Below are 25,206 nucleotides of genomic sequence, written 5' to 3'. Positions count from 1 at the left end.
AGGTTTTTCTGTTGCCGGGAGTTGCCCCCTAGCGGGGTTTCCCAGGTAGGAACCGGTCCGCCGAAAGCCGGTCGAGCAAGCCCAGGATACTGAGCAAGGTGCTCTTGCCGGAACCGGACGCTCCAAGCAGCGTGCAGGTTTCGCCAGGATGGATTTCGAGCGTCGCGTCCCGTAGCATGGATACGGATTGGCTGCTCATGCGATAGGCATGGCTGACATGTGTGATTTGAACGAGCGGATGGCCCGACGACGCCTCTTTGCTCTGCATCGGTCACGATGTCCAGAATCAGCTTATATATTTCGGATGGCGATTTATTTTCAAATCGAAAACAAATCGCCATCCATTGCTGTTTTCTCAGTCGTTGTAATAAACCACCATCGTGGCAAGGATATAGCGAGGATATGGCCCAAGCCCTGTTCCAGTATATTTCACATGGAAAGGCTTATCGGCGAGTTTGCCATTAAAATACTGCGATATCTGCACGCAGCAATGGGGTTTTTATGACATCTCTCCAGGGCTAGGTATGAAACTACGCATCAATCAGCGATTGATGCCCCCCCTTAGATGACTTGCTTTCAGCTTGACAACATACGGGGTGGACAGGTTGACAACCTGCACATCAATTTGAACGCAGCAACGGCGTCGTTTATTGCTATTTTGGGAACACGCGTTACCGTATCGGTCAGAAAAATATGGTTTTGCCCCTAGCCATAAAAAGCTATGGTCGGCCCGATCCCCACGAAGCGCTACGCCTAGCGGGGTTCTGTCTGACCATCTTTATTAGGCCCGGCGAATCCAATATGCCGACGCCTTTCCGAAAATGCGACATGCGCATTTTTCGGAGAAACCTGATTTACGCCTGGCGACCTGTGGGTTTCGACTTATGGTTCACTTTCCCATACAACAGGTCCATCAACTGATGCTGCCTGTCTCGCTCCATATCATGTACTTTCTGTTGCAGCGTGTTGTGCGAAAACCCATCTTTCATTTTTTTCAACATCGCGACATTCGATTCGTCTGAAGCGGCGTGACTGAGGGTAGAAAAATCACCGCGCTGCCGTTCGACCGGGTTAGCACGTCCCCCCCATTGCATGGACTCCACCCTCTCGCGAAACGTGACACTGAATCCGAACCTATAAGCAAAATCATCCGGTTGGGCCAGAATCAATTTTCCGATCTTCTTGTAGATATCCAGCGCTGAGCTGCCTTTGTTCCTTTCGGCCTTATACATCGATTTCAACTGCGCAACGAACGTATCTGACTGCCGCCTGTCGACAATTTCACTTTCTGCGGTAACCGGAATCTTCGTGGTCGCATAGTAAATCTGACCACCATCTTCAGTAAGCTCACTGCAATCGCACCCCGGTGAATATTGACTGTTAAAAACCATAATATCCAGTTCCTCGAGCCGCTCGCTTTCCGTATAGTTCCTGGTGAACCGCGCCAGCTCAGCCGGTGTCCAGCACGCCAACAAGCTGAGATCTGCATCCTCATCTTCGGTCTCCTGGCTTGACAGCGCCACCGCCTTATCAGACAGGGTCACGGCCTTCGATGCGGGGGGGCTTTCGATATATTTTTGCTTCGCAGAACCCATGACTTCGGTGAAGCGGGCCTCCCCATTCGCGTCGGTGGTGAACCGCGTCGACGAATAGTTGAAACCGAGCGGGCCGCTCGGACCTGACAGCGTTGAATTGGATACTTGCACAAGCAGCTCCTGATTGATTCCAGCAATTGACGCCCCTGACTTCTTTTCCAAAAGCGCTACAAAGGCAGGGAATTGGATCTTTCAATCTAGAACGGCGAAAGGCCTATCACGTTGCCTTATGGGCAACGTGATAGGCCCAAAAGGTAACGTGTGGATGTGATCGAGCCAGGCTCACGCACCGATAGTGGCCGTTTACCGCGCGCGGGAAGGTGGAGAGGTGTCTTCGCGCATGGCAATCACCCGCTCAACGAAGCGCGTCACGTTCTGGCGTGCGACGCGGGTTGAGCGCAGGAGCCAGGTCGTCAACGCCGCCGGCTCGGCCAGCGGACGGCTGAGGATGCCGAGTTCCCAGCTTGAAAGGGCCTGGGAAGCGCCCACCAGTGCGAGGCCGACGCCAGCGGCCACCATCGAAAGCATGAGATAGGTCGATTGCACCTGCGCCGCCACGAGAGGTTGGGCCGAACCCTTACTGATCAAGCGGTCGATTTGCCGGCGGCATCCCTCGCAATACTTCGGATCGCCAAGCACCAGGGGATGCCTGAGAACCGCGCTCAATGGAATCACTTCCATCGCCAGCAGCGGGTGGCCGGTGGGGAGAATCACATGGATCGGGTCTTGCCAGGCTCGTTCAGCCACGATGCCGCGGCCCACGTGGTCGGATGGAGCGAAACCCAGGTCGTAAAGGCCTTGGTCCAGGCCTGCGAGTTGCTGGGCGAACGGCACCTCCGAAAAATGGATGACCACGCGCGGCTCGTCCGCGCGGCAACCGGCCATCAACGCGGCCAATCGCGTCGGGTTCATTCCTTCTGACAGGGCAATATGTAGCGCGCCGCGATTGCCAACGGCCACGCCTAGGACGCTGTCGCGCGCCTGACCGATTGCGCTGAATATGGCCGGAATGTGCTCCCGTAGCGCTTCCCCCTCCGGCGTGAGCAGGGTGCCCCGGTTGGACCGCACAAAAAGAGACACCCCCAAGGTGGTTTCCAGCGATTGAATCGCCCGAGACAACGGCGAGATTTCAATATGCAGCCGTTCGGCGGCGCGGCGATAGTTCAACTCGTCGGCCAACACAGCGAAGTACTTCAGCAGTCGCAAGTTCATTCTGAGTATTTCGGTGACGGTGATCGTACGTTGCGGTGAACGTGATCAGTCTGGCGGGGTATTGCGCGGTCAATCGATTGTAGCGACGGCCTTCATGATTCAGCGTCGGCTGACGCTGCTTTCCGTCTTCTATTGCATCAGGTGAAACCGTCCGAATCTGACGGCATAGGCGACGATTCGGGAACAGGCCGAAGCGCTGCGGGTCAGCTTGCGAACTGCCCGAGCCAATATCGAAGTTGACGCGGCCAGGAGGATCGGACGCGATCGGATTTCAGCGCTGGCGCCGGCGATATCGCGCGCCGACGCCGGGGCTTTTTTCAACGCGCTATGGGCGCGATCCGCTCATCGGCCGTCCACCGCGCCAGCACCGGCCATGACGACGGCATCGTCTCCTCCCAGCGCCTGATAGACCTTCACCTGATTCACCAACCGATTCAGGGCATTCTCGTCCCGCGCGATCTCGGCTGCGCGCCGCTTCTCTTGCGCATCCAACCAGAACCGCAACGACACCGATCCCGCTCGGTAGCGCACCTCGTACAGGCGCTCCGCCTCGCGCGCCGCCTTCAGCGACGCGTCCAACTGCTCAGCCTGCAGGCGCAACTGCGTCCGGTTCGACAACGCGTTTTCCACATCCGCCATGGCTTGGTACAGCGCCTGGCGGAAGCTCACCACCCGTTCGTCGAAATCCGCGCGCGAGACCTTCAGGTTCAGGTTCAGGCGGTTGAACTGCAGGAACGGCAGCGTCAGCGCCCCCGTCAGCGTGCCCACGGGGTTCTGCAGCACATTCGACAGCGTCGGGCTGGAGCTGCCCAGCGCGCCGGTCAGGTTCAGGGTCGGATAGAAACTGGCGCGGGCCGCGTCGATATTGGACAGCGACTCCCGCAGGCGCAGTTCGGCGGCGCGCAGGTCGGGACGGCGGCCCAGCAGTTCGGCCGGCACGCCTTCGCGCGCCTGCGGCAGCGGGTACTGCGGCAGGCGTTGCGGGTCGGCCATGGTGCGGTCGGGCGGGCCGTCGAACAGGATCGCCAGCGCGTTCACGTATTCCACCCGTTGCTGCACCAGCAGCGCGTGCGCCGCCTGCTGGCTGGCCACGGTCTGCTCGGCCTCGGCCACTTCCAGCGCCGAGGCGCCGCCGGCGGCATATTGCGCGCGCACCAGTTCCTGCGTCTTGCGGGCGTAGGCGATGCTCTCCAGGCTGCTGGCGATGCGCTGGTTGATGAAGGCGGTCTGCCAATACAGCGTGGCGGTGGTGCCCACCAGCGACAGCGCGGAGCTTTGGCGGTCCTGCTCGCTGGCGAGCGCTTCCCACTCGGCGGCGTCGAGCTGGCGCGACAGCTTGCCCCACAGGTCGACCTCGTAGCCGATCGACAGTTCGGCGCTGTTGGTGCGCGTGATTTCGCGTTCGCCGCGCAGGTTGCGCGCGCGCGTCACGTTGCCGGTGCCGGACAGTTGCGGGATAAGTTGGTCCTGTGCCAGTCCGGCCTGCAATTGCGCGCGGCGCACGCGGATGGCGGCGGCGGCCAGGTCGTTGTTGCGCGCCAACGCGCCATCGACCAGGCCGTCCAGCACCGGGTCGTTGAAATTGCGCCACCAGGCGCCTCCAGCGGCCAGCGCGTTGGCCGGCGCGTCGGCGCCCGTGCCGTGGAGCCAGGCGGCCGGCGACTGCGTCCGCGGCGTTTCGTATTCGCTCTTGAGCAGGCCGCCGCAGCCGGCCAGGGCCAGCACCAGAGCCAGGGCGGCGGGTTTGCGGATCAGGGAAACAGCTTTCATCGTTCTCATTCCCGGGCCAGGGCCTCGACGGGATCCAGGCGCGCCGCGTTGCGCGCCGGGAGATAACCAAACAGCACACCGATCAGCGTCGAGCAGGTGAATGCCGCCACCATCGACGCGGTGGAATAGATCATGCGGAAGGACCCGCCGGTCGCTTTCGAGACCAGCACGCCCAGGCCCAGCGACAGCGCGATGCCCACGGCGCCGCCGATCAGGCAGACCAGCACGGCTTCGATCAGGAACTGCTGCATGATGTCGCTGCGACGCGCGCCCACCGCCATGCGCACGCCGATTTCGCGGGTACGCTCGGTCACGGACACCAGCATGATGTTCATGACGCCGATGCCGCCGACCATCAGCGAGATCAGCGCGATCAGCGACACCAGCAGCGTCATGGTGGCCGTGGTGCGCTCGATGGTCTTGCGGATCGCGTCGGTGTTGAACACGAAGAAATCCTTCACCACGTGGCGCCGCAGCAGCACCTTGGTGATGGCCTGTTCGGCCGCCGCCGGCGGCGCGGCGTCGTTGACGCGCACGGTGATGCTTTTGAGATGCTGCTGCCCCAGCACGCGCGACAGCGCCGTGGTGTAGGGAATCCACACGTTCAAGGTCTCGTTGTTGCCGAACACCGTGTCGTTCTTCTTGGTGACGCCGATCACCCGCGCCGGCATCGACCCCAGGAACACGATCTGGCCGATCGGGTCGGTGTGCGAACCGAACAGGGTCTTGCGGGTGCTCTCGTCGATCACCACTTCCTGGGCGCGCCGCGCCACGCTGGTGGCGTCGAAGAACTTGCCCTGCGCCAGCTTGACGGCGCGCACCCGGAAATACTGCTCGCCCACGCCCTGGATCGAGCCATTCACCGCCACGTTGCGATAGCGCAGCGTGTTGCTGGTGGAAACCTCGGGCGTGACGCTGTCCACGTAGGACTCGCGTGACAGGGCCTCGGCATCGGCCGGCACCAGGGTGCGGATGGTCAGGGCCTTTTCGTCGCCGAAGTCCTTGCCGGGAAACACTTCGACGGTATTGGTGCCGATCTCGCTGATGTCTTCGAGGATCTTCTGGCGCGAACCCTCGCCCAGCGCCACCACTGACACCACCGCGGCGATGCCGATGATGATGCCCAGCATGGTCAGGGAGGTGCGCAGGCGGTGCGCGTTCATGGCCAGCAGCGCCATGCGCAGCGCTTCGCCGCAGCGGTCCAGGTAGGCCTGCCAGGCCGGCCGCGGCGGCAGCGGCGCCGCCTCCTCGCGCTTGACCTCGATGCGCGGCGCGTCGGGGTTGCGCTGGTCCGAGACGATCTCGCCGTCGCTGATCTCGATGATGCGCTGCGCGTGCCGCGCCACGTTCATGTCGTGGGTGACCAGGATGATGGTGTGGCCGGCGGCGTTCAGTTCCTCCAGGATGCGCAGCACTTCCTGGCCGGTGTGCGTGTCCAGCGCGCCGGTCGGCTCGTCGGCCAGGATGATGTCGCCGCCATTCATCAGCGCGCGGGCGATGCTCACACGCTGCTGCTGGCCGCCGGACAACTGGCCGGGCCGGTGGCCGGTGCGTTCGCCGAGCCCCAGGCGCTCGAGCAGGTCGGCGGCGCGTTTCAGCCGGGCCTCGCGACGCTTGCCGGCGTAGACGGCCGGCACTTCGACGTTGCCCTGCGCCGTCAGGTCGGACAGCAGGTGGTAGCGCTGGAAGATGAAGCCGAAATGCTCGCGGCGCAGCTCGGCCAGCTCGTCCGGATCCAGTTCTCCGGTACTGCGGCCGCTGACGCGGTAGTCGCCGCTGGTGGCGCGGTCCAGGCAGCCCAGGATGTTCATCAGGGTCGACTTGCCCGAACCGGACGCGCCGACGATGGCCACCATTTCCCCGGCCTCGATGGTCAGGTTGATGTCCTTGAGAACGGCGATGGTCTGCTCGCCCGCGGGGAATTCGCGCCGGACCCCGGACAGCGAAATCAACGGTTCGGCCATGTCAGCGTCCCGCCGCGGCGGCCACCGGCGCGGCGTCGGCCGACACCACGCGCTCGCCCACCTCCAGGCCTTCCAGCACCTGCGCCTGCACGTTGTTGTTCATGCCGATCCTGACCTGGCGGGTCTCGGTCTGGTTGTTCTTGCCGACCACCCGCACCTCGTAGCGGCCGTCCTGGCCGCGCTTGCCCAGGGCCGAGGCCGGCACCACCACGGCGTCACGGGCCTCGCCCAGCACGATGGAAACCTGCGCGGTCATGGAAATGCGCAGCTTCTCGTCCGGGTTGGGCACGTCGAACAGACCGTTGTAGTAGACGGCCGCGCTGGTGGAGGTGGAGCTGGAAGAGGTCAGCGACGCGGTGGCATCGTCCTTCTGGATCGAATCCGGCGCCGGCTCCACCGCGCGCAGCGTGGCGTGGTAACGCTGGTCCGGCTCGCCCAGGATGGTGAAATAGACCGGCAGGCCCGGCTTGACGCGGGTCACGTCGGCCTCCGAGATCTGCGCCTTGATGGTCATGGTGGCCACCTGGGCCACCTTGATGATGGTGGGCGCGCTCTGGATCGCGTTGACGGTCTGGCCTTCCTTGGTGACCACCGCCACCACCACGCCGTCGATGGGCGACACGATGCGGGTGTAGCCCAGGTTGACCTTGGCCTTGTCGACCTCGATCTCGGCCTGGACGATCTGGGCGTCGAGCGCGGCGATCTCCGCCCGCGTCACGCTCAGCGTGGCCTCGGCAGATTCATACGCCTCGCGTGAACTGGCGTCGGCCGCCAGCATCTGGCGCTGGCGGCGAAACGCCAGCTCGGCCTGCTTCAGGGTGGCGACCTTGGCGGCGCGCTCGGCGCGGCGCGTCTGCAGCGCGGCCTGTGTATTGCGCAATTCATTCTGCTGGGTCAGGTCGTCGATCTCGGCGACCAACTGGCCTCGGGTCACCCGATCGCCCAGCGCCACCTTGAGCGACTTCAACTGGCCGGTGGCTTGCGCGCCGACGCTGACACGCTCGATGGCATCCATGGTGCCGCTGGCCAGCACACTGTCTTCGAGATTGCCGCGGACGACCTCGGCCACGGCGAAAGTAGGCGGCTGCGGCGACGAGAAGAAGGCGGCGCGGACGCCAAAGGCGATGATCAGGAGAACGACGGCGATCAGGACGTAACGCTGGACTTTGCTACGAGGCTTTTTCATTGAACCAGTTCGGAGGAGGCGGCGGAGGCATCGTCCACCGCTCGAATAACTCGATACGGATCGGGCCGGCTGTGCGTACCCATACTGCCCGCTCATCCTAAACGGGGGGCTGCGTCAAAGCATGGCCAATCTGTGGCGAAAGGGTGAAAAACGGTAAAGGCCCCGGCATTGGGTCCGGGGCGGGCAAAATTGTTCCGTTGCACGAACGATACATCTGTTGCGGCGCATTAGCGTTTCCATTCTATGGAACCGTGCCGCCAACATGGTGCCATCTTGCCGCATCCCTATCCCAGATGGGCCATAGATGGCGCCTATCTTGTTGCCACTGGCGATCGCGAAATGCGGCGGCGCAAAAAAACCACGCCTCGACATAGGGCGACGATAGGGACAGAATGAATGCAGTTAAGCCGTATCCGTGTCCAATCCGCCCCCCTCCCCCTCTTCAAACAGCGCCGCCCCGGAGTTTTCCGGGGCGGCGCTGTTGTGCGTGCTGGCCATGCTGAACCACGTGGCGCTGACCGGTGGACGCATCACCGTGTCCCTGACGGCGCTGCAGATGGGCTTGTCGACCTTCAAGGTCGGCACCCTGGTGGCCGTGTTCGCGGTGCTGCCCATGCTGTTCTCGGTGCGCGCCGGCCGCTGGGTGGACCGGGTCGGCATCGTCCGGCCGCTGGTCATCGGCACCACGCTGGTGGCGGTGGGCACGGCGCTGCCGTTCCTGTCGCAGACCCAGTTCGCGCTGCTGGTGGCGTCCTGTTGCATCGGTATCGGCTTCATGCTGCACCAGGTGGCCACGCAGGACCTGCTGGGCCATGCCGAGCCAACCCAGCGCCTGCGTAATTTCTCGCTGATGTCGCTGGCGCTGGCCGGTTCGGGTTTCTCGGGTCCGCTGATCGCCGGACTGGCGATCGACCATCTCGGCACCCGGCTGGCCTTCGGCCTGCTGACGCTGGGCCCGCTGCTGTCGGCCGCCGGCCTGTACGCGCTGCGGCACCAATTGAAGGCGGTGGATTCGCAACTGGCCGGCGCCAAGGAAGCGCAGCGCCGCCGCGTGACCGAGCTGCTGGCGGTGCCCGCGCTGCGCCGCATCCTGATGGTCAACACCATCCTGTCCGGAGCCTGGGACACGCATCTGTTCGTGGTGCCCATCTTCGGCGTTGCCATCGGCCTGTCCGCCACCACCATCGGCGTCATTCTTGCGTCCTTCGCGGCGGCAACGTTCATCATCCGCCTGGTTCTGCCCCTGATCCAGCGCCGGGTGCGTTCCTGGACGCTGGTGCGGGTGGCGATGGCCACCGCCGCCATCGACTTCATGCTTTACCCGCTGTTCACCGACGTTGGCGTCCTGATCGTGCTGTCCTTCATCCTGGGGCTTGCGCTGGGATGCTGCCAACCGAGTATGCTTTCACTACTGCACCAGCATTCGCCGCCCGGCCGCGCCGCTGAAGCCGTGGGGCTGCGGATGGCGCTGATCAACGGTTCCCAGGTGTCCCTGCCGCTGACCTTCGGCGCGCTGGGTGCGGTCATTGGCGTCGCTCCCCTGTTCTGGGCCTATTCCGTGGCCCTGATGGCCGGGGGCTGGGCCAATCGCAACCCCCCGCTCGAGTCTGACCGGAAACCGTAGTCGTGAACATGCAGTCTTCTCCTCCCGTGGCCGGCGCCAGCCTGCCTTTTCGCCTGTGGACGCCCGAAGAGCGGCAGGCATCGCTGCAGGCGGCCTTGCAGCATTGGCGGGACGGGGAAGACGTCTGGGTATATGGGTACGGATCACTGATCTGGCGCCCCGACTTCGACTTCGAGGAACGGCGCCTGGCCACCCTGCGCGGCCACCACCGCGCGCTGTGCCTGTGGTCGCGGGTCAACCGCGGCACGCCGGAATGCCCCGGGCTGGTGTTCGGCCTGGATCGCGGCGGCTCCTGCCGCGGCGTGGTCTACCGCCTGGCCGGCCGCCAGGTGCCGACCTATTTCCCCGCCCTGTGGGACCGGGAAATGTCCACCGGCGCCTACCTGCCCCGCTGGATCAATTGCAGCACGGAGGCCGGCCCGGTCCGCGCCCTGGTCTTCATCATGAACCGGGACAACCCGGCCTACATCCGCGCGCTGCCCGAGGCCGAGCTGCTGGCCATCGTGCGGCGGGCCGCCGGCCGCTACGGCCCCTGCACCGACTACGTGGTGCAGACCGCCCAGGCCCTGCGCGCCGCCGGCATCCACGATGCCCGCCTGGACGCCATCGCCCGGCGCCTGGAACAGGACAGCCACACCCTGCCCGAGGGCGCCTGAAGCGAGCCCGGCGCGGGGCCGCCAGGCCTGGCCGAAAGGCGCCAGAGGCCCTCGCGGCGCAAAAACTTGTCCGGCCCCTGCGCGGGGTCAATGAGGGGAGCGTTTCTTCGGCGGTATAAACTGCTTGTTATCAACGCTGAATCAAACGTCCCATGTCTGTCTCCGATCTGCGTCAAAGCTACGAAAAGAACGTGCTGCTGGAAAGCGAGGCCGCCGCGTCCCCGTTCGAGCAGTTCACCCGCTGGTTCGACGAGGCCCTGGCCGCCAAGGTGCCCGAGCCCAACGCCATGACCCTGGCCACCGTCGACGCCGCCGGCCAGCCCAGCGCCCGCATCGTCCTGATCAAGGGTTTCGACGAACACGGCTTCACGTTCTTCACCAACTACGAGTCGCGCAAGGGCGCCGACCTGCTGGCCGAGCCGCGCGCCTGCCTGCTGTTCTTCTGGCAACCGCTCGAGCGCCAGGTGCGCATCGAGGGCGTGGTGGAAAAAGTGCCTGCCGAGGAATCGGACGCCTACTACCACAGCCGCCCGGCCGGTTCGCGCATCGGCGCCTGGGCCTCGCGCCAGAGCCAGCCCATCACCCGCGCCGAACTCGAAGCGCGCGAGCAGGAATTCCGCGCCCGCTATGGCGACCAGCCGCCGCGCCCGCCGCACTGGGGCGGCTACCGCCTCAAGCCCACCTCGATGGAATTCTGGCAAGGCCGGCCCTCGCGCCTGCACGACCGCCTGCGCTACGTCGCCGACGGCCAGGGCTGGAAGATCGAGCGCCTGTCGCCCTGACGCCGCCGGGCGCCGGCCACGGCGCCCGCCCCATTTCTCAATTGCATGCCAGCCTCCTCCCCTGATTTCGACGCTGCCTTCTTCCGCACCGCGCTCGGCCGCTACGCCACCGGCGTCACGGTCGTGACCACCGCCGACCTCGATGGCGCCCCCATTGGCCTGACGGTCAGCTCGTTCAATTCGGTGTCCCTGAATCCGCCGCTGGTGCTGTGGAGCCTGTCGCGCAATTCCTCGTCGCTGGCCGCCTTCGAGCAGTGCCAGCGCTACGTGGTCAATGTATTGAGCGCCGACCAGATTGCGCTGGCGCGGCGCTTCGCCACCGGCAAGACGCCGGACCGTTATGCCGGCCTGACCGTGCACCACGCGCCGGGCGGCACGCCGATGCTGGACGGCCATTGCGCCGCCTGGTTCGAATGCCACAACCGCAGCCGCTATGTCGAGGGAGATCACGTCATCATGGTGGGAGAAGTCGAACGTTGCGGCCATAGCGGCGAACCGCCGCTGGTCTTCCACGCGGGCGGTTTCGACCTGACGCCCGCCGGCGCCCGCGCGGAAGGCGGGAAGCCATGAGCGCCGACATCGATTGCGTCGTCATCGGCGCGGGCGTGGTCGGCCTGGCCATCGCCCGCGCCCTGGCCCAGTCGGGCCGCGAGGTGCTGGTGGCCGAGGCCACCGAGGCGATCGGCACCGGCACCAGCTCGCGCAATTCCGAAGTCATCCACGCCGGCATCTATTACCCGGCGGGCAGCCTCAAGGCCCGCCTGTGCGTGCGCGGCAAGCATCTGCTGTATGCCTATTGCGCCGAGCGCGGCATTCCGCACAAGCGGCTGGGCAAGCTGATCGTGGCCACCAGCGCCGAGCAGGCCGCCCAGCTCGAAGGCATCGCGCAGCGCGCCCGCGCCAACGGCGTGGACGATCTGCAGTTCATTTCCGGCGAAGACGCCATGCGGCTGGAACCGGCGCTGCGCTGCACGGCGGCGCTGGTGTCGCCGTCCACCGGCATCGTCGACAGCCACGCGCTGATGCTGGCCTACCAGGGCGATGCCGAGAACGCCGGCGCCCAGTGCGTGTTCCACACCCCGCTGGTGTCCGGCCGGGTGCGCCCCGAAGGCGGCTTCGATCTGCAGTTCGGCGGCGATGACGCCATGAGCCTGAGCTGCAACGTGTTGATCAATTCGGCCGGCCTGCAGGCGCCGGCGCTGGCGCGCCGCATCGAGGGCGTGCCGGCCGCCAGCATCCCCACCGATTACCTGTGCAAGGGCAGCTATTTCACGCTGTCCGGCCGCGCGCCGTTCTCGCGCCTGATCTACCCCGTGCCGCAACACGCCGGCCTCGGCGTGCACCTGACGCTCGACATGGGCGGCCAGGCCAAGTTCGGCCCCGACACCGAATGGGTCGGCACCGAGGACTACACCATCGACCCGGCCCGCGCCGAGGTCTTCTACGCCGCCGTGCGCAGCTACTGGCCGGCCCTGCCGGACGACGCCCTGGCGCCGGGCTATACCGGCATCCGCCCCAAGATCTCCGGTCCGCACGAGCCGGCCGCCGATTTCGTCATCGCCGGCCCGGCCGCGCATGGCGTGCCCGGCCTGGTGAACCTGTTTGGCATAGAATCGCCCGGGCTGACTTCCAGCCTGGCACTGGCCGAGGAAACCCTGGCGCGCCTGGCGGACGACGCTTCTTCTCATTCTTCCCACTGAATCATGCAGCACAACGACTACATCCTGACCCTGTCCTGCCCCGACCGCACCGGCATCGTCTTCCGCGTCAGCGGCCTGTTGTTCGAATCGGGTTGCAACATCCTCGATTCGCAGCAGTTCGGTGACGAAGAGACCGGCCGCTTCTTCCTGCGGGTGCACTTCGACCTGCCGGCCGGCGCGGCCCCGGACGCGCTGCGCGCCCGGCTGGACGAGATGGCGGCCGAGTACGGCATGGATTTGCAGCTTCATGACGCGCGTCGCAAGGAACGCCTGCTGATCATGGTCAGCAAGCAGGGCCACTGCCTGAACGACCTGCTGTTCCGCGTGCACAGCGGCCAGTTGCATGCCGAAGTGGCCGCCATCGTCTCGAACCACAACGACTACGCCAGCCTGGCGGCGTCCTACGGCATCCCGTTCCACCACCTGCCCGTCACACCCGACACCAAGGCGGAACAGGAACGCCAGGTGCTGGCGCTGGTGGACCGCTACGAGATCGACCTGGTGGTGCTGGCGCGCTACATGCAGATCCTGTCGGCCGACATGTGCCGCGCGCTCAATGGCCGCGCCATCAACATCCACCACAGCTTCCTGCCCAGCTTCAAGGGCGCCCGCCCGTACCACCAGGCGCATGCGCGCGGCGTCAAGATCATCGGCGCCACCGCCCACTTCGTCACCTCGGACCTGGACGAAGGCCCGATCATCGACCAGGACATCGAGCGCGTCGACCACACCATGACGGCGCAGGACCTGACCCAGGTCGGCAGCGACATCGAGTCGCTGGTGCTGTCGCGCGCCGTGCGCAGCCACGTCGAGCACCGCATCCTGCTGAACCGCAACAAGACCGTGGTGTTCCGCTAGGACAGCACCGGCATCCGCATTCCCCGGCGGGGCGCCGCCCGCCTCATGAACGCCGGCCACCGTGCCGGCGTTTTGCTTGACCCGCCTCGGCTGCGGGAAACTGGCGCTCGACCAGCGCCAGCGCCTTTTCCTGCAGCGGCGAACGATCCTCGTCCGGCCAGATCACCTGGCTGACCGAGCGCGCCTCGTGCTCGAACGCGATGAACCGGGTGCCCGCCAGGCCGCTGCGCGACAGGCACGACGGCACGATCGACACGCCCAGCCCCTGCGACACCAGCGAGGCCACGCTGAGCCAGTGGCGCACCTCGTGCCGGACCACGGGCATGAAGCCCGCCGCCACGCACAGCGACAGCACGGTCTCGTAATAGCTGGGTGAAGCGGCGCGTGCGAAGAACACGAAATCGTCGCCGGCCAGGTCCGCCAACGCCAACGAACGCCGCCCGGCCAGCGCATGGCTTTGCGGCAGGCACACCACGAAAGGTTCGGCCAGCAGGTCGCGCGCCGCCACCCCGGCCGGCACGGGGTTGGCATGGATGAAGCCCAGGTCCTGCTCGCCGCGCCGCACCGCCTCGATCTGGTCGTGCGAATTCAATTCGGTCAGCACGTGTTCCACGTCCGGCAGTTCGGCCCGCATCGACGCCAGCAGCGCCGGCAGGCCGCGGTACAGCATCGAGCCCACGAAGCCGATGCGCAGCCGGCCGCGCAGGCCGGCGTCGACTCGCTGCACCAGCATGCGCACGTCCTCGGCCTGGCGCAGCAGCGTCAGGGCCTCGCGGTACAGCACCTGGCCGGCGGCGGTCAGTTCGACGTGCCGGCTGGTGCGCGCCAGCAGGCGCGCGCCGACGTTGTCCTCGAGCTGGCGGATGGCGTAGCTCAAGGGCGGCTGGGAGATGTGCAGGCGCGCGGCGGCGCGGCTGAAATGGCGTTCTTCGGCCACGGCGATGAAATAGCGCAACAAGCGCGGATCCAGGTCCATCGGTCTCCTCCCGGGGCACGCCTGCCGACGGCGCCCGAGATCCATATTTTTATTGGATAGGTCTACACCAAAACGGTATTTGTATAGATTAATCCATCATCGCACCATGCCGGAAACTCCCCTTTTGCGCAGGATGCCGCCATGGATACCCCCGCCCAGCCCCCCGTCGCCCCCGCCCACGCCGCCACGCCCGTCCCGGACGCGCGCGGTCTGAACCTGTTCCGCGCCGATCCGTACGCCGCGCCGCTGGCCCGGCGCTACCTGCCGGCCGCGCTGCACGCGCACCTGCTGCCGCACCTGGACCGCCTGGGCGGACTGGCCGGCGGCCTGATGGACGAGCTGGCGGCCACCGCCGACAAGCATCCCCCCACTCTGTCGGTGCGCAGCCGCGCCGGCGCCGACGAGTCGCGCATCGACAAGCATCCGGCCTATATCGAGCTGGAACGCCTGGCCTACAGCGAATTCGGCCTGGCGGCGCTGTCGCATCGCGGCGGCGTGCTGGGTTGGCCCGAACCGATGCCGGCCGCCGCCAAGTACGCGCTCAGCCATCTGTTCGTGCAGGCCGAGTTCGGCCTGTGCTGCCCTGTCAGCATGACCGACTCGCTGGCGCGCACGCTGCGCAAGTTCGGCGACCCGGCGCTGGTCGAGCGGGTGCTGCCGCAGGTCACCAGCCAGGACTTCGACGCCCTGCGCCAGGGCGCCATGTTCATGACCGAACAGGGCGCCGGCTCGGACGTCAGCGCCACCGAGGTCACGGCCACGCGCCAGGACGACGGAAGTTGGCGCATCCACGGCGACAAGTGGTTCTGCTCCAATCCCGATGCCGGCTTCGCCATGGTGCTGGCGCGCAGCGAAAGCGAGCCCGGCCTGAAGGGCGTGTCGCTGTTCCTGCTGCCGCGCGACCTGGCCGACGGCACGCACAACCACTACCGCATCCTGCGCCTGAAGGACAAGCTCGGCACCCGTTCCATGGCCAGCGGCGAAATCCGCCTGGAAGGCGCGCTGGCGTGGCTGGTGGGCGAGCGTGGCAAGGGCTTCAAGCACATGGCCGACATGATCAACAACTCGCGCCTGTCCAACGGCATGCGCGCGGCCGGCCTGATGCGCCGCGCCGTCACCGAGGCCACGTACGTCTCGCAGCACCGCCGCGCGTTCGGCAAGCGCCTGATCGACATGCCGCTGATGCAACGCCAGCTCGTGAAAATGACGGTATGGGCCGAACAGGCCCGCAGCGTCATGTTCCAGACCGCCCTGGCCCTGGCGGACGCCGACCAGGGCCAGGGCGACCCGGCGCTGGCGCGCATCCTGACGCCGCTGATCAAGTTCCGCGCCTGCCGCGATGCGCGCAAGGTCACCGGCGACGCCATGGAAGTGCGCGGCGGCTGCGGCTATATCGAGGAATGGACCGAGCCGCGCCTGGTGCGCGACGCGCACCTGGGCTCGATCTGGGAAGGCACCAGCAACATCGTGGCGCTGGACGTGCTGCGCGCCATCAAGAAGGAAGGCTCGCTGCCCGCGCTACGCCGCCATATCGACCAGTTGCTGGCCGACGGCCTGCCCTGCCCGTCCGCGCTCGCCGCCACCCAGGCCGATGCGCTGGAGCGGACCTATGCGCTGGCCGAACATGCCGCGCAGGGCGACCACGCCGAACTGGCGCGGCAGGCCGCCTCGCTGCTGTACCACGCGGTGTCGATGGCGGCGCTGCGCTGGGAAGCCGCCGGCGAGGGCCTGGCCAGCCGCGCGCTGCTGGCCGACCAGGTGCTGCAGCACCGCCTGGCGCCGCGCGATCCCTACGCCATTCCCCTCGACGAAAGCGCCGCCTGCCGCGGCATCCTGCAACACGCGCTGTAGCCTGGCGCCCCCGACGCCGGCGGCACAGCCGGCGCGCCCACCACTGGAGACAACCATGAAACGCCTGTTCACCCCCCTGCTGCTGGCGGCCGCCGCCATCGCCGCCGTCCCTCCCGCGCTGGCGGCCGACGCCTATCCGTCGCGCCCCGTCACGCTGGTGGTGCCGTTCCCGCCCGGCGGCCCGACCGACGCGCTGGCGCGCCGCCTGGCCGAAAAGCTCAAGCAGCCGCTGGGCCAGACCGTCATCGTCGAGAACCGCGCCGGCGCCGGCGGCAACATCGGTTCCGAATACGTGGCCGCCGCCAAGCCGGACGGCTACACCATCCTGTTCGGCACCTCGGGACCGCTGGCCATCAACGTCAGCCTGTACAAGAACCAGGGCTACAACCCCGAGACCAGCTTCGCGCCCATCATCCGCATCGGCCACCTGCCCAACATCCTGGTGGTGAACCCGTCAGTGCCCGCCAACAACGCGCAGGAACTGATCGCCTACGCCAAAAAGAACCCGGACAAGCTCAGCTATGCCTCGTCCGGCAACGGCGCGTCCTCGCACCTGGCCGGCATCCTGTTCAACCAGATGGCCGGCACCCGCATCATGCACATCCCGTACAAGGGCACCGGGCCGGCGCTCAACGACCTGCTGGGCGGCCAGGTGTCGATGTCGTTCACCGACATCCTGACGGCGCTGCCATACATCAAGGCCGGCAAGCTGCGCGCCATCGGCCTGGCCAGCGCGCAACGCTCGGACGCGCTGCCGGACCTGCCGACGCTGTCCGAACAGGGCCTGTCGGGCTATGACGTCAGCGTGTTCTTCGGCATCGTCGCGCCCAAGGCCACCCCGCCCGAGACCGTGGCCAAACTGAACCAGGCATTCCAGGCCGCGCTGTCGGACCCCGCGATCGAACAGACGCTGCGCAGCCAGGGCATCGTGCGCGCCCAGGACCAGACGCCGCAGGGACTGTCCCGCTTCATCACGGCCGAAGTGCCCAAGTGGCGCACGCTCATCAAGAGCGCCAACGTTTCCATCGACTGACCGCAGAGGCTCCATGGCTCCCAAGCTTCCCGATGCCGGCGCCCTCGCCGGCTGCAAAGTGATCGACCTGTCGCGCGTGCTGGGCGGTCCTTATTGCACCCAGATCCTGGCCGACCACGGCGCCGACGTGCTCAAGATCGAGCCGCCCGGCGGCGACGAGACGCGCGGCTGGGGCCCGCCGTTCCTGGGCGATACCGCGTCGTACTTCGTCGGCGTCAACCGCAACAAGCGCGGCATGACGTTGGACCTGTCGCAGGCGGCCGGACAGGAACTGCTGCGCCACCTGCTGGCCGACGCCGACGTGCTGGTCGAGAACTTCAAGCCAGGCACGCTGGAGAAATGGGGGCTGGGTTACGACACCTTGAAAGAACGCTTCCCGAAACTGATCCACTGCCGCGTCAGCGGCTTCGGCGCCGATGGCCCGCTGGGCGGCCTGCCGGGCTACGACGCCTGCGCGCAGGCCATGTGCGGACTGATGAGCGTGAACGGCGAGGCCGATGGCGACGCCACCCGCGTCGGCCTGCCGGTGGTGGACATGGTGACGGGCCTGAACGCGGCAGTGGCGATCCTGCTGGCGCTGAACGAACGCGTGCGCAGCGGCCTGGGCCAGTTCCTCGACATCACGCTGTACGACTGCGCGCTGTCGCTGCTGCATCCGCACGCGCCCAATTACTTCTACAGCGGCAAGACGCCGGGCCGCAGCGGCAACGCGCATCCGAACATCGCGCCCTACGAAACCCTGCCCACGGCCAGCGGCCCGATCTTCCTGGCGGTCGGCAACAACCGCCAGTTCGCGCAGTTGGCGCAGGTGCTGGAGGCGCCGGCGCTGGCGACGGACCCGCGCTATGCCGCCAACGCCGACCGGCTGGCGCACCGCCAGGCCCTGCGCGACGACCTGTCCGCGCTGCTCGCGCAGCACGACGCCGCGGCGCTGGCGGACCGCCTGCTGCGCGCCGGCGTGCCGGCCGCGGCGGTGCAGACCGTGGACCAGGCGCTGGCCCATCCGCACACGAAGCATCGCGGCATGGTGCTGGAACAGGGCGACTACCGCGGCGTCGGTTCGCCGATCAAGCTGTCGCGCACGCCCGCCACGCTGCGCCGCCTGCCGCCCGACCTGGCGCCGTCCCAGCCATAGCGGCCAGGGCTGCGCCCCCCGCTCCGAGCGCCTTCCCGCCCGCCTCGCGCGGGCATTTTCATGCCCGACCAAGCGGCAATCGCACCCGGGATTGCCGCCTTTCCCTACACGCGCTTGCATGTCTTGCATGCACAGACAATTCGTTGCATGACTGTTGCACTGCCGCGCGCGCGGCCGATTTAGACTTTTCCCCATCACACCGGCCCGCCCCTCCCGGCGGGCTCCGGGGGAGCGACGCGCGGCGACATCCGCGCAGCAGGCCCGCTCCCTCGACGTTGCCCTGGCGCGACTCCCCCATCGAACGAGAACAAGGAGAAAGACTATGGCCACGAACGCCTCCAGCGGCGAGCCGCAACAGAACGCCCCGCTCAAGCGGGTGATGGGCCCCAAGCTGCTGCTGCTTTTCATCGTCGGCGACATCCTGGGCACCGGCGTCTACGCCCTGACCGGACAGGTCGCCAAGGAAGTCGGCGGCGCGGCCTGGCTGCCGTTCCTGGTGGCCTTCGGCGTGGCGCTGCTGACCGCGCTGTCGTACCTGGAACTGGTCACCAAGTACCCGAAAGCGGCGGGCGCCGCGCTTTACGTGCACAAGGCGTTCGGCGTGCATTTCCTGACCTTCATCGTCTGCTTCACCGTGATGTGCTCGGGCCTGACCTCGGCCGCGACGGCGTCGCAGGCTTTCGCGGCCAACCTGTTCGCGGCCTTCGGCGTCGAGGCCAGCAAGACCTGGATCACCGTGGGCGCGCTGGGATTCATGGCGCTGGTGATGCTGGTGAACCTGCGCGGCGCGTCCGAAAGCGTGCGGGCCAATGTGGTCCTGACCCTGATCGAGCTGTCGGGCCTGCTGATGGTCATTCTGCTTGGCTTCTATGCCATGTCGGAAGGCCAGGCCGATTTCTCGCGCGTCATCGCTTTCGACACACCGGAAGACAAGAGCGTATTCCTGGCCGTCACCTCGGCCACGGCGCTGGCATTCTTCGCCATGGTCGGCTTCGAGGACTCCGTCAACATGGCCGAGGAAACGCACAATCCCAGCCGCATCTTCCCCAAGGTGATGCTGACCGGATTGGGCCTGACGGCAGTGATCTACGTACTGGTGTCGATCTGCGCGGTGGCGCTGGTGCCGGTGGGCGAACTGGCCAGCAGCAGCACGCCGCTGGTGCTGGTGGTCAAGCGCGCCGCGCCCGGCCTGCCGGTGGAATACATCATGCCGGTGATCTCGATGTTCGCCGTGGCCAACTCGGCCCTGATCAACATGATGATGGCCAGCCGCCTGCTGTACGGCATGTCACGCCAGGGCGTGCTGCCGGCCTTCCTGGCGCACGTGCATCGCCGCAACCAGACCCCGTGGACGGCCATCCTGTTCACCACCGCGCTGGCCTTCGGCCTGATCATCCTGGTGGCGCTGGCCGATTCCGAGGCCATCCGCGCCCTGGGCGGCACCACGGCGCTGCTGCTATTGGGCGTGTTCGCCTTCGTCAACGTGGCGGTGCTGGTGCTGCGCCGCGACCAGGTCAAGCACGAGCATTTCCGCATCAACCGCATCGTGCCGTGGCTGGGCGCGGCCGCCTGCCTGTTCCTGGTCACGCCGCTGACCGGGCGCGACCTGATCCAGTACCAGGTGGCGGGCTGGCTGCTGTTGCTGGGCGTGGCGATGTGGGGCGTGACCTACCTGGCGCGCAGCCGCGAGGAAAAGATGCGGCTGGATCCTTCGGCGCTGGAATGAGCCGTTGCGCCCGGCCCCGCCCTTGCGGGGCCGGGCGCCTCGAACGCCGAGCGGCCTGTCACGACTGAAAACCCTCAACCGCCCTTGGCCAACCCCTCACGGCGCGGATCGACCCCGCCCTGCAAGCCATCGGCATCGATCACGATGCCGTGGATGCCGCTGGGGAACTCGGTGATCTTCACCGGATGCCCCATGCGCTCGAGGGCCGGCGCCAGCGCTTCCAGCGCGGTGCCCTTCTCCAGCTCGGTCTCCTTGTTGCGGCTGCCCAGGTTCGGCAGGGCCGCCGCGGCCTGGATGTCGAGCTTCCAGTCGAGCACCGCCAAGATGGTCTTGGCGACGTAGTTGATGATGGCGCTGCCGCCTGGCGATCCCACCAGCAGGTAAGGCTTGCCGTCGCGCAGCACGATCATCGGCGCCATCGCGCTGCGCGGGCGCTTGCCGGGTTCGACGCGGTTGGCCACCAGCCGCCCTTCGGGATCCTTGAACGACGACGAAAAATCCGTCATCTCGTTGTTCAGCAGGAAGCCGCGCACGAAGATCTTGCTGCCGAATTCGTTCTCGATGGTGGTGGTCATCGACAACGCATTGCCGTCCGCGTCCACCGCCACCAGATGACTGGTGGAGGGTTGCTCCAGGGCGTTGTCCCGGCCCAGCGACAGCAGCTTGCCTTCGGGGTCGCCGGGCAGCGCGACCTTCATGCTGCGGTCGGGCCGGATCAGCGCGCCGCGCGCGCGCAGGTACGCCGGATCCAGCATCGCGCGCACCGGCACACGGACGAAATCCGGGTCGGCCACGTAGAAGTCGCGGTCGGCAAACGCCAGCCGGCCGGCCTCGGCGAAATAATGCGCCGCCTCGACGCTGCCGGGCGCGAAATCGCCGATCGGATATTGCTCCAGTTCGCCCAGCATCTGCAGCACCGCGATCGGGCCGCTGCTGGGCGGCCCCATGCCGCACAGCTCGTAGCCGCGATAGGCGCCGCAGACCGGCTCGCGCTGCCGCGCCTGATAGCCCGCCAGGTCGGCCAGCGCCAGGTCGCCCGGCTTGGGATGCGCATGCACCGCGGCCACGATGTCGCGGGCGATATCGCCCTGGTAGAAGGCGTCCGCGCCGCCCTGCGCCACGGCCCGCAGCGTGGCGGCAAAGGCGGGATTCTTCAGCACGTGGCCAACCGGCCAGGCGCTGCCGTCCGGCGCATAGAAATAGGCCGCGGCGGCCGGTTGGCGCGGCAATTCCTTGTTGCCCGCCAGCAGTTTGTGCAGGCGCGGCGACACCGCGAAGCCCTGCTCGGCCAGCCGGATGGCGGGCTGGAACAGGTCGGCCCACGGCAGCTTGCCCTGGCGCTTGTGCGCCATCTCCAGGCCGCGCAGCAGGCCCGGCACGCCCACGGCCATGCCGTTGTTGACCGCCTGCGCGAACGGCAGCGGCTTGCCCTCGGCATCCAGGAAGCGATCGGGCCGCGCCGCCGCCGGCGCGGTCTCGCGGCTGTCGTAAGTGACGATGGCGCGGTCCTTGGCCGAATACACCACCATGAAGGCGCCGCCGCCGATGCCGGAGGATTGCGGCTCGACCAGGTTCAGCACCAACTGCGTGGCGATGGCGGCATCCACCACGCTGCCGCCGCGCTTGAGCATTTCATCGCCGGCCGCGGTCGCCAGCGGATTGGCCGACACCATCATGAAGTGCGCTGCGCGCACCAGCGTGCGCGCCTGGCTGCCGCTGGCGGCTTCCGGATTCAGGTCCTCGGCCGCGGTCGGCGTACGCGCCCAGGCCGAGGGCGCCACGGCCAGGACGGCGGCGATCAGGAAAGCGGCGGGGGAACGGCACACACGCATGGGACGGGCTCCAGGATGACGCCGGACGCCCGGCTTGGATGTCCATGATAGACAAGACCCGCGCCGCTGTCGCACGCGCGCCGCCGCGCCGTAGAATGCGGCATTGCGCCGATATCCCCCATTGCTCCATGCGCCTGCGCCACATCGAGATCTTCGAAGCCATCCGCCGCACCGGCTCCCTGACCCAGGCCGCCGCGGCGCTGCACATCACCCAGCCCGCCGCCAGCAAGCTGCTGGCGAGCGCCGAGTCGCAGTTGGGCTTCAAGCTGTTCGAACGCGTCAAGGGCCGCCTGGTGGCCACGCGCGAGGCCGACATCCTGACGCCCGAAGTGGCGCGCCTGAACCAGGACCTGGACAGCGTGCGCCGGCTGGCCGCCAGCCTGCGCGACCGGCCCCATGCGCACCTGCGGCTGGGCTGCGCCCCGGCGCTGGGCCTGGGCCTGCTGCCCGGCGTGGTGCGCGACAGCCGCGATGCGCAACCGGGCCTGACCTTCGATATCCACACCTATCACAGCAGCGAGCTGGTGCGCGGCATGCTGACACGCGAGCTGGACCTGGCGGTGACCTTCGACACCGGCGAGACGCCGGGCCTGACGCGCACCGAACTGGGCCAGACCGAACTGGTCCACCTGGGCCGCGGCCCCGGCGGCGGCCCGCTGGCGCTGGCCGACATCGCCGGCGACAGCCTGATCCTGCTGGACGCCAGCGACGCCGCCGGCGCGTTGCTGCGGATGGCCCTGGACGCGCAGGGCGTGGACCCGCCCGCCGCGATCCGCGTGCAGACTCACTACGTCGCCTGCGCACTGGCGCAGGCCGGCGCCGGTGATGCCATCGTCGACGCCATCACCGCCCAGGCGATGCTGCGGCCCGACATGCGCCTGCGGCGCCTGTCGCCCACGCTGGGCGTGCCGATCAGTGTACTGACGCGCAGCCAGGACCCGCTGACGGCGGTGCATCGCGACCTGATCGATCGATTGCGCGCGGCCTGCGAAGCAAGCCAGGCGGCGCTGGAACGCTGACCGCGCCGGCGCGGGTCCCTCGCGCCACAAAGCAAGAGGCGCCCCGCGGGGCGCCTCTTGCTCAGGCCGGTGGCGGACGGCCGGCAAAAAAGCCGCGCCGTTGCCCCATCAATCCAGCTTGATGTTCTGCTTCTTCACGACGTCCTTCGCCCAGTCGTACTGTTCCTTGATTTCCTTGGCGAACTCTTCCGGCGTGTTGCCCGACGGGGCCGAGCCCTGGTCGTCCAGCGCCTTGATCACCTTGGGGTCCTTCAGGGCCACGACGGCGGCGTCACGCAGCTTGTTGACGACGTCCATCGGGGTGCCCTTGGGCGCCAGCAGGCCGTACCAGACCGGCTGGTTCAGCACCGGGAAGCCGGCTTCCTTGAAGTTGGGCACGCCCTTGAGCGAGGCGATGTTGTCGGGCCAGGCGATGGCCATGGCGTTCAGCTTGCCCGCCTGGATCTGCGGCATCGAGGACGGCAGGTTGTCGAAGATGATTTCGATCTGGCCGCCGACGGCGTCAGCCACGGCCGGGCCCGACCCCTTGTAGGGCACGTGCACGATGTCGGTGCCGGTGGCCATCTTGAACGATTCACCCATCAGGTGCAGCACGCCGCAGGTGCCCGAGCTGCCGTACGAGTACTTGCCGGGGTTCTTCTTCAGTTCTTCGACGAAGCCCTTGAAGTCCTTGGCCGGGAACTTCGGGTTCACGGCGACCACGTTGGCGGTGTTGGCGAAGTTGGTGACGGCCTGGAAGTCCTTGATCGGATCGTAGGGCAGGTCATTGGGGCGGCACGCCGGGTTGACGGCCATCGTCGAGACGGTGGCGATCGACAGCGTGTAGCCGTCCGGCGCGGCGCGCGCGGCTTCGGCCGCGCCGATGGCGCCGCCGGCGCCGCCCTTGTTCTCGACGACCATCGGCTGGCCCAGTTCCTGGCTCATGCGCTGCGTCACGAGGCGCGCGATGATGTCGGTGGAGCCGCCGGGCGCGAACGGGACGATGACGCGAATCGGCTTGTTGGGGTAGTTGTCGGCGGCATGCGCGGCCGAAGCGCCGATCGTGCCGGCGGCCAACGCGACAGCGATAGCCAGGGAGCGAACTTTATTCATGTGTGTGTTTCCTCCTAATGTGCGAGCCCGCATGTGAACGGACCGTTTTGTGGCGCGCCCGTCTGTAGACGAGTCAGCAGTTAACGGTGGGGGCGCATCGCTTGGTATGCAGGGCAGAAAGCCGTGCTGTTTTGAGTTGCTTGTGGCACACGCGCCCGCCAGAATGACGGAGAATAGCAGCAAATGCTTACGATCGCATAGCGAGCCGATCCCCGGCCGACGCGCTCGAAAAACACATTATCGACATGTCGGTCGCACTGCTGGTTTTCCCTGATTTCATGCTGGTCGCGCTGGGTTGGGCGTTGCGGCACAAACTCAATTTCTCGCGCGAATTCTTCGCTGGCGCCGAGCGCCTCGTGTACTTCGTGCTGTTCCCCGCCCTGCTGTTCCAATCCATCCTGCGCACGCCGATCAGCGCGGGCAATGCCGCAATACTGTTGCAGGCGACGGCGGCGGTGCTCCTCTCTGGCGTGGCGCTGTCGTGGCTGGCGGGCCTCGTCCTCAAGCCCTCCTCGCTCGGCCTGGCATCTTCGGCGCAATGCGGCTTCCGCTTCAACACGTATATCGGACTGGCCCTATCGGCCAGCCTGGGCGGCACGCCCGGACAGACCGTGATGGCGCTGATCATCGGCTTCGCGGTGCCGATGGCCAACGTGGCGGCGGTGTACGGGTTGGCGCGCCACAACGGCGGCAACCTGCTGCGCGAGCTGGCGCGCAATCCGCTGGTGGTGTCGACCCTGGCGGGGCTGGCGTGCAATCTCGCGGGGCTGCATCTGCCGGGGCCGGTGGACACGGTGCTGGCGCGGCTGGGCGCGGCGGCGATCGCGCTGGGGATCCTGTGCGTGGGCGCCAGCCTGGCGTGGGAAGGGGGCAAGGGCTATGGCGGGTTGATCGCGTGGATGCTGGCGGTGAAGCTGGTGGCGTTGCCGCTGGTGGCGCTGGGCGTGGCCAGGTTGCTGGGGCTGGCGCCGCTGGAGGCGCGGATGCTGTTGTTGTTCGCGGCGTTGCCGACGGCTTCGGCGGCTTATGTGCTGGCGATGCGGATGGGGGGAGATGGGAGGATGGTGGCTGTGCTCATTTCCCTGGGGACATTGTTTTCTGCTGTGACGATTCCTGCTTGGGTGTTGTTGGTGGGGAGCGCTTAGGGGCTTTCTTGGTTGCGCGGCTCGGGGGGTTTTGCGGCGGTTGCTTTCTT

General features: G+C 67.0%; 21 protein-coding genes. 12 read left to right on the top strand and 9 right to left on the bottom strand.

Features of this window, described 5'->3' with window-relative positions; translation table 11 throughout:
• Positions 1-28: 28 nt before the first annotated feature.
• The 6 genes from HV783_RS00765 to HV783_RS00740 all read right to left on the bottom strand — a co-directional run bounded on the left by HV783_RS00765 (position 29) and on the right by HV783_RS00740 (position 7,727).
• Positions 29-268, bottom strand: coding sequence for an ATP-binding cassette domain-containing protein (locus tag HV783_RS00765; RefSeq protein WP_254603816.1), 240 nt, complete (start codon positions 266-268; stop codon positions 29-31).
• A 586-nt stretch (positions 269-854) separates the two neighbouring features.
• The gene (locus tag HV783_RS00760) at positions 855-1,706 is read right to left on the bottom strand and encodes a hypothetical protein (protein WP_175188509.1); all 852 of its coding nucleotides are present in this window, start codon (positions 1,704-1,706) and stop codon (positions 855-857) included.
• Positions 1,707-1,898: 192 nt separating this feature from the next.
• Positions 1,899-2,807 (bottom strand): LysR family transcriptional regulator, encoded by a 909-nt coding sequence (locus HV783_RS00755; protein WP_116792683.1) that lies wholly within the window; start codon positions 2,805-2,807, stop codon positions 1,899-1,901.
• Positions 2,808-3,149: 342 nt separating this feature from the next.
• Positions 3,150-4,577 carry an efflux transporter outer membrane subunit gene (locus HV783_RS00750; protein WP_064525584.1) on the bottom strand — a complete coding sequence of 476 codons (1,428 nt, stop codon included), beginning with the start codon at positions 4,575-4,577 and terminating at the stop codon, positions 3,150-3,152.
• Positions 4,578-4,582: 5 nt separating this feature from the next.
• Positions 4,583-6,541: a MacB family efflux pump subunit gene (locus tag HV783_RS00745; RefSeq protein WP_175188507.1), complete on the bottom strand. Its 1,959-nt coding sequence runs from the start codon at positions 6,539-6,541 to the stop codon at positions 4,583-4,585.
• 1 nt (position 6,542) lies between these two features.
• Complete coding sequence (locus tag HV783_RS00740; protein ID WP_175188505.1) at positions 6,543-7,727, bottom strand: efflux RND transporter periplasmic adaptor subunit; 1,185 nt, start codon at positions 7,725-7,727, stop codon at positions 6,543-6,545.
• A 496-nt stretch (positions 7,728-8,223) separates the two neighbouring features.
• Here HV783_RS00740 and HV783_RS00735 point away from each other — a divergent pair, with 496 nt between their 5' ends.
• From HV783_RS00735 to purU, 6 genes are all read left to right on the top strand, one after another.
• Entirely contained in the window at positions 8,224-9,351 is a 1,128-nt protein-coding gene (locus HV783_RS00735) for an MFS transporter (RefSeq protein ID WP_372416513.1), read from the top strand.
• 2 nt (positions 9,352-9,353) lie between these two features.
• A complete protein-coding gene (locus HV783_RS00730) occupies positions 9,354-10,007 on the top strand; it encodes a gamma-glutamylcyclotransferase (protein WP_416172660.1) in 654 nt (217 codons plus the stop codon).
• 152 nt (positions 10,008-10,159) lie between these two features.
• Positions 10,160-10,789 (top strand): pyridoxamine 5'-phosphate oxidase, encoded by a 630-nt coding sequence (gene pdxH / locus HV783_RS00725; RefSeq protein ID WP_049071573.1) that lies wholly within the window; start codon positions 10,160-10,162, stop codon positions 10,787-10,789.
• A gap of 45 nt (positions 10,790-10,834) precedes the next feature.
• Positions 10,835-11,359, top strand: coding sequence for a flavin reductase family protein (locus tag HV783_RS00720; protein WP_054501819.1), 525 nt, complete (start codon positions 10,835-10,837; stop codon positions 11,357-11,359).
• Positions 11,356-12,489: an NAD(P)/FAD-dependent oxidoreductase gene (locus HV783_RS00715; RefSeq protein ID WP_059269379.1), complete on the top strand. Its 1,134-nt coding sequence runs from the start codon at positions 11,356-11,358 to the stop codon at positions 12,487-12,489. The genes HV783_RS00720 and HV783_RS00715 overlap by 4 nt, the downstream gene beginning before the upstream one ends.
• A gap of 3 nt (positions 12,490-12,492) precedes the next feature.
• Positions 12,493-13,347, top strand: a complete 855-nt coding sequence (gene purU, locus HV783_RS00710; RefSeq protein ID WP_054501821.1) for a formyltetrahydrofolate deformylase — start codon at positions 12,493-12,495, stop codon at positions 13,345-13,347.
• 43 nt (positions 13,348-13,390) lie between these two features.
• Here the strand turns inward: purU and HV783_RS00705 are convergent, their stop codons facing one another.
• A complete protein-coding gene (locus tag HV783_RS00705) occupies positions 13,391-14,323 on the bottom strand; it encodes a LysR family transcriptional regulator (protein ID WP_054501822.1) in 933 nt (310 codons plus the stop codon).
• Between the two features lie 141 nt (positions 14,324-14,464).
• On the opposite strand from HV783_RS00705, the gene HV783_RS00700 reads away from it, so the two are divergent.
• The 4 genes from HV783_RS00700 to HV783_RS00685 all read left to right on the top strand — a co-directional run bounded on the left by HV783_RS00700 (position 14,465) and on the right by HV783_RS00685 (position 20,068).
• Positions 14,465-16,174: an acyl-CoA dehydrogenase family protein gene (locus HV783_RS00700; protein ID WP_175188502.1), complete on the top strand. Its 1,710-nt coding sequence runs from the start codon at positions 14,465-14,467 to the stop codon at positions 16,172-16,174.
• Between the two features lie 55 nt (positions 16,175-16,229).
• Positions 16,230-17,207 (top strand): Bug family tripartite tricarboxylate transporter substrate binding protein, encoded by a 978-nt coding sequence (locus HV783_RS00695; RefSeq protein WP_049071562.1) that lies wholly within the window; start codon positions 16,230-16,232, stop codon positions 17,205-17,207.
• Between the two features lie 13 nt (positions 17,208-17,220).
• Positions 17,221-18,342 (top strand): CaiB/BaiF CoA transferase family protein, encoded by a 1,122-nt coding sequence (locus tag HV783_RS00690; protein ID WP_054501825.1) that lies wholly within the window; start codon positions 17,221-17,223, stop codon positions 18,340-18,342.
• A gap of 322 nt (positions 18,343-18,664) precedes the next feature.
• Complete coding sequence (locus HV783_RS00685; RefSeq protein WP_064523050.1) at positions 18,665-20,068, top strand: APC family permease; 1,404 nt, start codon at positions 18,665-18,667, stop codon at positions 20,066-20,068.
• Positions 20,069-20,142: 74 nt separating this feature from the next.
• Here HV783_RS00685 and ggt read toward each other — a convergent pair whose 3' ends face one another.
• On the bottom strand, positions 20,143-21,900 hold the full coding sequence (gene ggt / locus HV783_RS00680; protein ID WP_064523052.1) for a gamma-glutamyltransferase: 1,758 nt from the start codon (positions 21,898-21,900) through the stop codon (positions 20,143-20,145).
• 128 nt (positions 21,901-22,028) lie between these two features.
• On the opposite strand from ggt, the gene HV783_RS00675 reads away from it, so the two are divergent.
• Positions 22,029-22,919, top strand: coding sequence for a LysR family transcriptional regulator (locus HV783_RS00675; RefSeq protein WP_116792988.1), 891 nt, complete (start codon positions 22,029-22,031; stop codon positions 22,917-22,919).
• A 108-nt stretch (positions 22,920-23,027) separates the two neighbouring features.
• On the opposite strand, the gene HV783_RS00670 is transcribed toward HV783_RS00675, so the two are convergent.
• Positions 23,028-24,011, bottom strand: a complete 984-nt coding sequence (locus tag HV783_RS00670) for a tripartite tricarboxylate transporter substrate binding protein BugE (RefSeq protein ID WP_054501829.1) — start codon at positions 24,009-24,011, stop codon at positions 23,028-23,030.
• A 245-nt stretch (positions 24,012-24,256) separates the two neighbouring features.
• Between HV783_RS00670 and HV783_RS00665 the strand changes: the two genes are divergently transcribed.
• A complete protein-coding gene (locus tag HV783_RS00665; RefSeq protein ID WP_155755459.1) occupies positions 24,257-25,156 on the top strand; it encodes an AEC family transporter in 900 nt (299 codons plus the stop codon).
• Positions 25,157-25,206: the final 50 nt, after the last annotated feature.

The organism is Achromobacter dolens, from assembly GCF_902859745.1.
GTDB classification, from domain to species: domain Bacteria; phylum Pseudomonadota; class Gammaproteobacteria; order Burkholderiales; family Burkholderiaceae_B; genus Achromobacter; species Achromobacter dolens.
Note: the sequence above shows the minus strand (reverse complement) of the source record. Positions and strands in the feature narration are given on the sequence as shown.

Bases quoted from the DNA above. Each gene is read 5' to 3' on its own strand.
- HV783_RS00675 (WP_116792988.1), top strand. From the start codon at position 22,029: ATGCGCCTGCGCCACATCGAGATCTTCGAAGCCATCCGCCGCACCGGC.
- HV783_RS00665 (WP_155755459.1), top strand. From the start codon at position 24,257: ATGTCGGTCGCACTGCTGGTTTTCCCTGATTTCATGCTGGTCGCGCTG.
- HV783_RS00705 (WP_054501822.1), bottom strand. From the start codon at position 14,323: ATGGACCTGGATCCGCGCTTGTTGCGCTATTTCATCGCCGTGGCCGAA.
- HV783_RS00690 (WP_054501825.1), top strand. From the start codon at position 17,221: ATGGCTCCCAAGCTTCCCGATGCCGGCGCCCTCGCCGGCTGCAAAGTG.
- ggt (WP_064523052.1), bottom strand. From the start codon at position 21,900: ATGCGTGTGTGCCGTTCCCCCGCCGCTTTCCTGATCGCCGCCGTCCTG.
- HV783_RS00740 (WP_175188505.1), bottom strand. From the start codon at position 7,727: ATGAAAAAGCCTCGTAGCAAAGTCCAGCGTTACGTCCTGATCGCCGTC.
- HV783_RS00715 (WP_059269379.1), top strand. From the start codon at position 11,356: ATGAGCGCCGACATCGATTGCGTCGTCATCGGCGCGGGCGTGGTCGGC.
- HV783_RS00700 (WP_175188502.1), top strand. From the start codon at position 14,465: ATGGATACCCCCGCCCAGCCCCCCGTCGCCCCCGCCCACGCCGCCACG.
- HV783_RS00765 (WP_254603816.1), bottom strand. From the start codon at position 268: ATGCAGAGCAAAGAGGCGTCGTCGGGCCATCCGCTCGTTCAAATCACA.
- pdxH (WP_049071573.1), top strand. From the start codon at position 10,160: ATGTCTGTCTCCGATCTGCGTCAAAGCTACGAAAAGAACGTGCTGCTG.
- HV783_RS00735 (WP_372416513.1), top strand. From the start codon at position 8,224: ATGCTGAACCACGTGGCGCTGACCGGTGGACGCATCACCGTGTCCCTG.
- purU (WP_054501821.1), top strand. From the start codon at position 12,493: ATGCAGCACAACGACTACATCCTGACCCTGTCCTGCCCCGACCGCACC.
- HV783_RS00695 (WP_049071562.1), top strand. From the start codon at position 16,230: ATGAAACGCCTGTTCACCCCCCTGCTGCTGGCGGCCGCCGCCATCGCC.
- HV783_RS00750 (WP_064525584.1), bottom strand. From the start codon at position 4,577: ATGAAAGCTGTTTCCCTGATCCGCAAACCCGCCGCCCTGGCTCTGGTG.
- HV783_RS00720 (WP_054501819.1), top strand. From the start codon at position 10,835: ATGCCAGCCTCCTCCCCTGATTTCGACGCTGCCTTCTTCCGCACCGCG.
- HV783_RS00755 (WP_116792683.1), bottom strand. From the start codon at position 2,807: ATGAACTTGCGACTGCTGAAGTACTTCGCTGTGTTGGCCGACGAGTTG.
- HV783_RS00745 (WP_175188507.1), bottom strand. From the start codon at position 6,541: ATGGCCGAACCGTTGATTTCGCTGTCCGGGGTCCGGCGCGAATTCCCC.
- HV783_RS00670 (WP_054501829.1), bottom strand. From the start codon at position 24,011: ATGAATAAAGTTCGCTCCCTGGCTATCGCTGTCGCGTTGGCCGCCGGC.
- HV783_RS00685 (WP_064523050.1), top strand. From the start codon at position 18,665: ATGGCCACGAACGCCTCCAGCGGCGAGCCGCAACAGAACGCCCCGCTC.